Raw genomic sequence first — 8,812 nt, 5'->3', positions numbered from 1 at the left:
ACCGCCCTCGTCATCAGCCAGATCCTCCCGCATCAAGAGAATCAGAGCCAGCGCCGTTTGTCACTTCACACACGAGTCAGTGGCTACGTCCTTTGGTATTACCCCTGGCGTCAGGTTGACCAACGCTGATTGCGGCATGATGACTGACGGTAATCGGGTATTCAATGGCGGAATCTGCTTGGGCGCTGCTGGACTGCGATGTCTCGCGCAACAGGGTCAGGTCGAGATCTTTTTTTAGAGACCATTTGAAAAGCCTGTCTGGAAAATATCCAGCAATCATTCAGACAGTTTTGGAAGACGTCGCCTTTTTGAAAAAAGGCGACACCTAAAAACTCTTATTTTTTACCAGATTGTTTTGAAATGGTTTCTTAGGGGGCTTCCTTGATCTGGCCTGTCTGGGGATAAGGGTTCTTCCCGGTATCATGGATTGTTATCAGGGCAGTCAGTTCGGCACATCTTCTTTCTTGCGCACGTAGATGCACATAAGAACCATCATGCTGATGAACTGGAAGGCGGGCTGCTGTCCATTCCATGAACGGGATTGCCACATGGCAAACCACTCCCCCCCTACGACGGTAAACCCGAAGAACCAGACTAGAAAGCCTACCATCGTCCCCCACGGTACCAGGCGCGTGGCAGCACGGAAGGTGGCTGGATCGCTGCGCAGCGCGCGTGCCATGCTGGCGGCCGCCAGCATGAACAGCATGCCTGTTATCCCTTCGCACGCAATGATAATGTCATAACCAAGGTGCCAGATGGCAGGTATGGTAATGGCGCGCCACATAAGTCGATTGTGTGGAAATGTCGTGTCCATGCTGAGGACATGACGCACGAACTGGTAGTTGGAATCATAATCGGTGATGTTGTTGAACATCACGATCAGGCCAAAGCAGCCAAAGGCCGCAACCATGACAGTCTTGGACAGACGTTCGCCATCAATGCCGGTCATGTGTGTTCTATTCCCCCGCCATGCATGGAATTATGGGTTCAGGCAGCTTGCCAGCCATTACCGGCCGGACGGTGCCGGAATGACCAGCATCGCATATCGTAACGATTATGCAATATGGAGAAAAACAGGTTTCAGGCCTGTTCTGTTCCGATTGCAGTATCACTACCGGCAGACAATGCGGTTTTGGCGAAGTCCTTTTCAAAAAGCTTGATGAAACGTCGCCTTCTAAAAAGGCGACACCCAAGAACTTTGTCCTAATGCCCGCGCATGACCCGGGCAAACAGGTTGCGTACACCATCTGGATCCACATCGGTGCAGACGGCCTGTTCCGGGCGGTTGTCCCACGCGCCGGGTGGGAAGCGCTTGCTTGCGGGTTTCTGGATGGACTCTCCATCCGCCACCCCGCCGCATACGACGCGGACCGCCCCCCTGCGGGTTTTGAACAGGTCCGGTCTGAGTAGATAGGCACTGGCCGAGGCATCGTTGACATACATGGCATCCAGTCCAAGCCGCTGCCTGTGGAACGCCATGTAGAAACGCGTGACATCCCATATCAGCCTGCTGGCCGGACCACCCTGATCGCGGATATCCTGCAGATAGGCATCCGTCATGGTGGTCTGAAACGTGACATCTACCCCCACGATCGTCATGGGCCACGATGCGCCGCACACCATGTCTGCAGCCATGGGATCGCCCTTGAAGTTGGCTTCCGCCGCAGGCGTGACATTTCCCAGATCACCATGCAGGCCGAAGCCACCGCCCATCACGATCACCTCCCTGGTCAGGGTGGCGATGGTCGGATCATGCCGCAGGGCCAGCGCAAGGTTGGTCAGCCTGCCCAGTCCAAGGATCGTGATTTCATGCGGATGGGCGTGAACCATGTCCACGATCATCTGCCACGCAGGGCGTGCATCCACCGTGCGGTTGATGCGGCTGGGCAGTACGATGTTGCCCATGGCGTTATCGCCATGGATGAAGGTCGGCGCCGTATCGGTGCGGTTGTCGAGTGAAACGCCAGCACCCTTTGCGACAGGTGCCTGTATCCCGAACTTTTCTGACAGGAACAGGGCATTGCGCGTTGTATTGTCCAGCGTGCCATTCCCGTTGACCGTCGTGATGCCAACAATGTCCACTTCCGGGGCAAAATGCAGCAGCAGCAGGGCCATGGTGTCATCCACACCAATATCTGCATCCACAATGACCTTGCGCGGGGCGGAAGCGGACGCCGCCAGAAGGGGCGCTGACCGGACTGCGCCGGCCGCCAGCATCCCGCCTGTCGCCGCCAGGAAATGACGCCGCGAAAACAGATCCGTCATGATGTCATCCTGCCTGACAGTAATCTTTCGAGTGGGAAACAAGGTGACGACCACCCTGCCCTGCCACCCGTATTGATGTGGAAATAAGGGGACACCCTGTCCCGATACATGTCCATGCAGGCCAGGGTGCCATGAGGGAATGGATCAGTATCCATTCAGAAAGTATGAGTGGATTATTTCTTTCTGAACAGGGTATTTCTATTTACGTTTTCTTCAAATGTCACAAAATTCTTTTCCAGCGCCCACTGCGCCTGCGCCTTTTCACTGTTCTGCAGGAAGGTCGCGCAGGATGCCGTGATCTGCTCCGACTTCATGTCGGTATGGGTACAGGCGTGAACCGGACGGAATGGCGCGGTCTGCGCCCACAGGCTGTTGCCGGGCAGGAAGGAATATTCCAGACCGGTACGTGAAAGATCCTTGAATTCACCATAGGTCAGCGGCCACGTCTCCGCCGCGCGCACGTATTCATGCGTCAGGTTGATCCGTTCCACCCCTTCGTCATCGGTGGAAAATGCGACGGGAACGCCCGCTGCCCGATAAAGCTGGAACGGGTGAGCATTGCCCCGCACGCCAAGGATCTGGTCATTACTGGTCTGGTTGATTTCGACCATGACATGTCGCCGTGCCATTTCGGCCAGTGTCGCAGTGGCGTTCTGTTCATAGGCCATGTCCACGCCGTGACCGATACGGCGCGCGCCGGCAACGGTCACCGCGTTCGTGATGTGGTTCCACAGCCCTTCCGGCGGCACCAGCCCCTCAGCCAGTTCGCCCGCGTGCAGGCTCAGGTTGACCTGCGGATCAAGCCCCGACATGTAATGGAACATGCGCATATGCAGGTCATAATCGCGCATGGCGACCCGATCGTCTTCCGGCGCAACGATATTGACCCCGACAAAGCGCGGATCAGCCTTGACCAGTGCATAGGCACCCGAAATCTGGGAGAAGACGGCGGCCAGAGTAAATGTGCGTAATGTCGCGTACAGGTAACGCACCCGCACCCGGCAGCCCGGTGCCGCCTGCGGCGTATCGCAGCGCAGCAGGATGCGCATGTCGGCCTCCATGCGGTCGGTGTCCTGCCGGGCCAGCGTGATGAAGTCCTGTGTTTCCGCGGGCGAATAGGACGCCTGCACCGCCGCGAAATCCTCACCCTGCAGGGGGTGTTTCAGGCCACGGCGGATCAGCGCCTCAATGTCGGGTGCAATCATGAGTTCCAGATAGGTCGTATGGTCATCCGCGGCCCGTGTGACCGCTTCAGCCAGCATCGCGCCCTCATGCGTCAGCCCCATGCCAGCGATGAACCGGGGAAAGGTGCTGAAGAACTGGTCATGGCCCGACGTGACGTTCTGGGACGGATGGAAATTGCGCATGGACAGGGAGTCAACCATGCTGTTTTCCGAAGAACTGTCTGCTTCTACCGTGGCGGCATTGCGCATCTTGCCCCTGTCCTGCGCACAGTGGTCGGGCTTTATGGCCTTATGGTCCATATCCACGCACAGACCGTCCTGTGCTGCCCAGCGCATGGTATTTTCGGCGTAGATCGCACCGACCAGATGATTATGAAGGTCGGCCCCCTTCGGGAAGTCATGCATGAAGACTTCAAGCATGGAATGATTGTGCTGCAACTGTGCAAAAATACGCGCTGTCCTGTCCTCGGAAGAAGACGCAACAGCCGGATGGCATGCGACAAATAGTGAGGATGCCACCAGAAAAGAGGATGCTACTGATAATCTTGCCATGTTTTTCAATCTCCAGCCATCAGGAATATTGGCACAGTAGAAGCCAGATTGTATTTCACAAAAAAATACGACCCTCCTGAACAGAGGGTCGTATTCATATTCAATGCTATATTCTGTTGATCAGAACGACGTGGAAACCGTTCCCGTCATGCTGAAGCGGGGTTCGACATAGAAGCTTGCGCCGCTACCTGCTGCAGACATGTTCCCGTTCATCAGACGGACCGAACCATTGCTGGTCCCGATACCGCGGACACCCGTCCGGACAATGGCGCCTGTAAGGTTGGTGAAGTTCAGGCGGATGGTCGGGGTCTTCGCATACATGAACGGCTTGAAGTGATAGCCCAGCGACAGCGTATCCGTCACATACCCGGGGATCCGCTCATCACCCGCCAGGGTAACGGACTGCGGGCCGGTATAATGCAGGGTTGCGTTACCAAAGAAGCCATACTTCTGATAGGTCAGGCCAAAGTTGGCCATGACATGCGGTGCCTGCGGTGCCTGATGACCCGCCGTAGCGAAGTAGGACGTATTGCCATACACGTCTGCGGCGCGGATGTTGGAGTCCATGCGGGCATTCAGATATTCAAACGATGCATAAGGGCTGAAGCCGTGGAACGGACGGGTTGAGATCATGGCATCAAAACCGCGCGCCGTCTGGTTACCTGCATTTACCACGCCGGACTGGCCACCACCGATATAGGTGCTCAGCAGGCGGTTGGTGATGTTGTAGTTAAACAGTGACAGGTCAACCATGACATACTTGTCATGGTAACGGTAACCCAGTTCTTCCTTGATGGAATACTGGTTCTTGGGCAGACCGCCGGCCGCACCACTGTTGGCAATGGCGCTGGGTGAAGGCTGACGGAAATCCCCTTCGGCGTTTACATAGATCTGGTGATGATCGTTAAAGGTATAGCCAATGGACAGGTGCGGCAGCGGCGTTGTGTTGTTTTCACCATAACGACCGCTGAGTGAACCGTTGGAGCTGAAGGACTTATACCAGTAATTGGTCATGACATACTTGAAGCCAGCGTCGATCGTCAGCTTGTCATGCAGGTACTTCGCACTATCGCCGATAAAGATGGAATGCACCTCAAACCCGGCGTCATTACCGGAGAATGAGCGTGAACCATTGGCGTACAGCTGATAGGCAGCATTGTTCGGGCTTGGATTAAAGCCGTTTGCCATCTGTGCGCTGACAGGGAAGTGCGTCAGATAATCTTCGTTCTGATACCAGTATCCGATGTAGGCATGGTTATGACGGTCGATATCGTAGCCAAGCTTGGTGGTGACACCAACCTGCATGGCGTAATCTTCGAGAAAGTAGCTGGTCAGGTTCGTGCCGCCAGGAACGGCTGTTCCGTTGGCATATGTGTACTTACCATCAGTGGCCGTCCCGCCGGGTTCGCCATCCCAGCCCTGACCGAAGTTGAAGTACGGGGTAATATCGAACTTGAACTTGGCAGGCAGGACAATATGGACCGGAGCCGTCAGGAAGATCTGGTTCCAGTGATCAATATTATTGCCCCAGTAGTTGTTGCTGGATGGATCAGCGCTACGACCAAAGCCCTGCCCCGTGTGCTTGTACTGATAGAATTCGGCAGCATTGGAATAATTGTCGATCGTGAAATCTTCATAGTTCCAGGAGATGAAGAACTTCGCGAAAGAACCGTTCTGCCAGTCTTTCTGCAGCCCGAAGTCGATGTGCTTGCGGCTGTTGATGCCGGCACCCATCCACGAACGCGCATGCGTGTTGGAGAACGAGAAATATGAACGGATGCCGGTCTTGCCAATGTCACCGGATTCCAGACGGATGAATTCACGCGACATGTTGTTCGTGCCGTATGAGAAATCCATCAGGCCGCCGAATTTGTGGCCCGGTGTGTGGGTGCGTTCATCCATCACGCCCGCGGCGGCGGATGTGGTGGGAATATCGATTGCAGAGCTGCCGGGCGTGACGTTCACGGCCTCCAGATCTTCGGAATCCACGTCTTCGGCCATATAGCTGGCGCTGGCGGCAGGTGCGCCGTCAACCAGCAGGCCCATATCGGCGTCGGTCAGGCTTCGGCTGATGATGCTGCCGCCCTGCATGCCCGACGTGTCGGGCGTGGAAACGCTGACGCTGGGCAGGGTCTTGATCAGGTCAAGCGCCGTGCTGGTGGGGCTTTTCATGTCAATGAACTGCTTGCCAATGCTCTGCACGGTATGCGGCGCGGTTTCCAGGCGCATCATGCCGCCGCCGCCGTCACGCGCGCTGCGGCTGGCGCCAACATGGATCACTTCCGGCGTCGCACGGGCGGCAACGGCCTGGGGCTTTGCCGGCGTGGAAGCAGCAGCCTTGCCCGTCGTATGGCTGGCGGCATGGCGGGTGGCAACATGCCCCTTCACGGGCTGCGTGGTGCTTTCCGTGGCCGCCATGGATTTGGAAACAGGCCCGACAGTCGTCAGGAATGTCGTGACCAGGCACGACATGGTAAACAGCGCCTTGTTTCGATGAGTATAACGTCGCATTTAAGTAACTTCCCCCCCCCGGAAAACCAACCAGATCCCCTGGTTTCATAAGCATTCGGATATTCACGCCCCCAGCCCGTTCGCGTGAACCTTGTGTTGCATTTTCGTGCAAACATCCCTTGATGTCCAGACCATCAAGTTAAGCACAAACGAAAAGTAAAAAATGATTCTCATCATCTTTTATGATCATTAAATGCAGATTTTCTTGAAATAAAGAAAAAAATTACAATAAAACCGGAAATCTTTAGCAAAATCTTTATTGTTGTAAATTTGTAACGCCAACCACAAAGATTTCGATATGCGAAAGAATAATAAGCCGTCGGTCTGTATTCTATTCGTTGTACGAACAGATGAACCGTTTCTGTAATTACACATCCACAACAATATATTTTGTATATATATTCTGGTTATGAATGGAATTTGTATCAAATGATGAAAATCAGGAAACGGGAGGCATGCTGTGATCTTTTTGGCACGCTTCCCGTCCCGGCTATGGCTTATGGACGGGCAAGGATCTGTTCCATCGTCGCCAGTAGTGCTGTCGGGTTTATGGTTTCCACAACAGTTTCCTTCTGCTCATCCAGATCCGGCTGATAGCCGGGCGACCAGGACAGCGTATCCCCATATCCCGCGCCAAACTGCGTGTTGATATCCACGTAAAGCTGGGTGGACTTCGTCACGATCTGCGGGTTGAGCCAGACAGTTGCCGCGATTTCGTCCCACATGGGGGAACCGGGTTGCCAGTGTGCGACAAGCTTGCTGATGTCGGCATTGCGCGATGCAATGCGATGCAGGAAGTCGGCGCTGAGCTCCGTTGCCGTGGCGGGATCGGATGGCACCATGGTAATCTTGCGCCACGGGGCATGCATGACAATGCTGGCGGCTTCCGGGTCGAAGCGCAGGTTGAATTCACGCCGCGGGGAATTGACAAACTCGCGCGCGTATTGGCCTGCAGCCACGGTGGACAGCTGCTGGTGCGGGTTCAGGCTGCCCCCCATATACACCAGTTCCTTGGCCAGTGACGCGAATTCCGGATCCAGCCGTTCAGCCAGCGCCAGATTGGTCATGGCGCCCGCCGCCAGGATCGTGACCTGCCCCGGATAGGCATGGACCATGCGGATCAGGAAGTTGGCCGCGATTTCCTTGGCCGGCTTTGTCGTCGCATTGCCGTCCGCCGGTGTGGGCACGAAATCGGGTGCATGGTAATTCGGGTCGGGCTGGTTCGTGGGTTCCACCCACTGTTTCATCCACGCCCCTTTCCAGATCAGACGGCCGTACAGGCTTTCCCACTTTTCCGTCAGCTTTTCCGAATTGATCAGCGGGTAAATCGCCCCCGGCACCACGGGCACGTCAGTCCGGTGCAGGATTTCCAGCCCGCGCAGCATGCGGTTGATTTCATCATCGCGCCAGCGGTTGCCGCTTGCCACGGTAATCCCCAGGACATCGACTCCCGGCGCCTTCAGCAGCGTTGCCTCCGCTAACGACAGGCTGTCGTCGTCATCAATAATGACCTTGCGGTTTTCGGCCGCAAGCCCGGAACAGACGGGCACGCTACAGGCCAGAGCCATAAGCATGCCGCAGAAGCGATATCGGGAGCCACGTGACGAAAACAGAGACATCGGGTATCCGGTTTTCCAGAATGTTGTGATGGTTCAATGATATGCCATGCATGTACGCGGTTTCCAATCAGGAATGCAGACAACACGATGTTGCTTTTTCTGCAAGGGGAAATTGAACCCCTTGGAAACCGCGAAATTAAAAATATAAATTGCACAAAAAATAATCATTTCGATGAATAATAAATATGCAATCCAGTCATTTCCTCCCCGGACAGATCGGCAAACAGGGTTATGTCCGGGTGCTGTTTTTTTATGATACGCACCTGGAATACATTTAATAAGACCAAACACGAACGAAACGAAGCCATTGGAAATCGTAATTACATGTAATATTTTTTTCGTTTCATATGATAATTTATATAAAAATAGTCGACATTTTCTTTGCGACAGGTTTGTCCAGATCTTCCGGATGTTTTTTACCTGAAACAGGCTGCGACGGCCATGCATATGACATTTGTCATGTCCGGATAATGACACCCGTCACTATCCCGGAATGATGGAGATTCCTATCGTGGCGCCAGACCTCACCCCAGTCAGGCAGATACCCACTTCATGGCTTCCTCCCCCTCTCCCACTTCAGGCCCCGGCACGCCCCCCGGGGGAAGCTCCCGGCGCGGGCGGCGCATCCTTTATCTGGCGAGCGGGGCGCTGGCGGTTGTGCTTGGTGTCGCCTTCCTTCGC

Annotated in this window: 5 protein-coding genes; all 5 read right to left on the bottom strand. The window is 55.1% G+C overall.

The features are described 5' to 3' along the window. Positions 1-442: 442 nt before the first annotated feature. Positions 443-949, bottom strand: a complete 507-nt coding sequence (locus CFR80_RS15655; RefSeq protein WP_010516583.1) for a DUF2165 family protein — start codon at positions 947-949, stop codon at positions 443-445. Between the two features lie 254 nt (positions 950-1,203). After that, on the bottom strand, positions 1,204-2,265 hold the full coding sequence (locus CFR80_RS15650; protein WP_110507669.1) for a nucleoside hydrolase: 1,062 nt from the start codon (positions 2,263-2,265) through the stop codon (positions 1,204-1,206). A gap of 173 nt (positions 2,266-2,438) precedes the next feature. Further along, complete coding sequence (locus CFR80_RS15645) at positions 2,439-3,869, bottom strand: adenosine deaminase family protein (protein ID WP_110507670.1); 1,431 nt, start codon at positions 3,867-3,869, stop codon at positions 2,439-2,441. Between the two features lie 252 nt (positions 3,870-4,121). Further along, the gene (locus CFR80_RS15640; RefSeq protein ID WP_029329745.1) at positions 4,122-6,512 is read right to left on the bottom strand and encodes a TonB-dependent receptor; all 2,391 of its coding nucleotides are present in this window, start codon (positions 6,510-6,512) and stop codon (positions 4,122-4,124) included. 497 nt (positions 6,513-7,009) lie between these two features. Next, positions 7,010-8,131 carry a nucleoside hydrolase gene (locus tag CFR80_RS15635; protein WP_010516592.1) on the bottom strand — a complete coding sequence of 374 codons (1,122 nt, stop codon included), beginning with the start codon at positions 8,129-8,131 and terminating at the stop codon, positions 7,010-7,012. Positions 8,132-8,812: the final 681 nt, after the last annotated feature.

Origin of the sequence: Komagataeibacter oboediens (genome assembly GCF_003207815.1) — a bacterium.
Lineage (GTDB): Bacteria > Pseudomonadota > Alphaproteobacteria > Acetobacterales > Acetobacteraceae > Komagataeibacter > Komagataeibacter oboediens.
The sequence above is the reverse complement of the archived record's forward strand: the minus strand, read 5'-3'. Positions and strand labels throughout refer to the sequence as shown.

Excerpts from the sequence above, each read along its gene's own strand:
- CFR80_RS15650 (WP_110507669.1), bottom strand. The coding sequence starts at position 2,265 with ATGACGGATCTGTTTTCGCGGCGTCATTTCCTGGCGGCGACAGGCGGG.
- CFR80_RS15655 (WP_010516583.1), bottom strand. The coding sequence starts at position 949 with ATGACCGGCATTGATGGCGAACGTCTGTCCAAGACTGTCATGGTTGCG.
- CFR80_RS15640 (WP_029329745.1), bottom strand. The coding sequence starts at position 6,512 with ATGCGACGTTATACTCATCGAAACAAGGCGCTGTTTACCATGTCGTGC.
- CFR80_RS15635 (WP_010516592.1), bottom strand. The coding sequence starts at position 8,131 with ATGTCTCTGTTTTCGTCACGTGGCTCCCGATATCGCTTCTGCGGCATG.
- CFR80_RS15645 (WP_110507670.1), bottom strand. The coding sequence starts at position 3,869 with ATGCTTGAAGTCTTCATGCATGACTTCCCGAAGGGGGCCGACCTTCAT.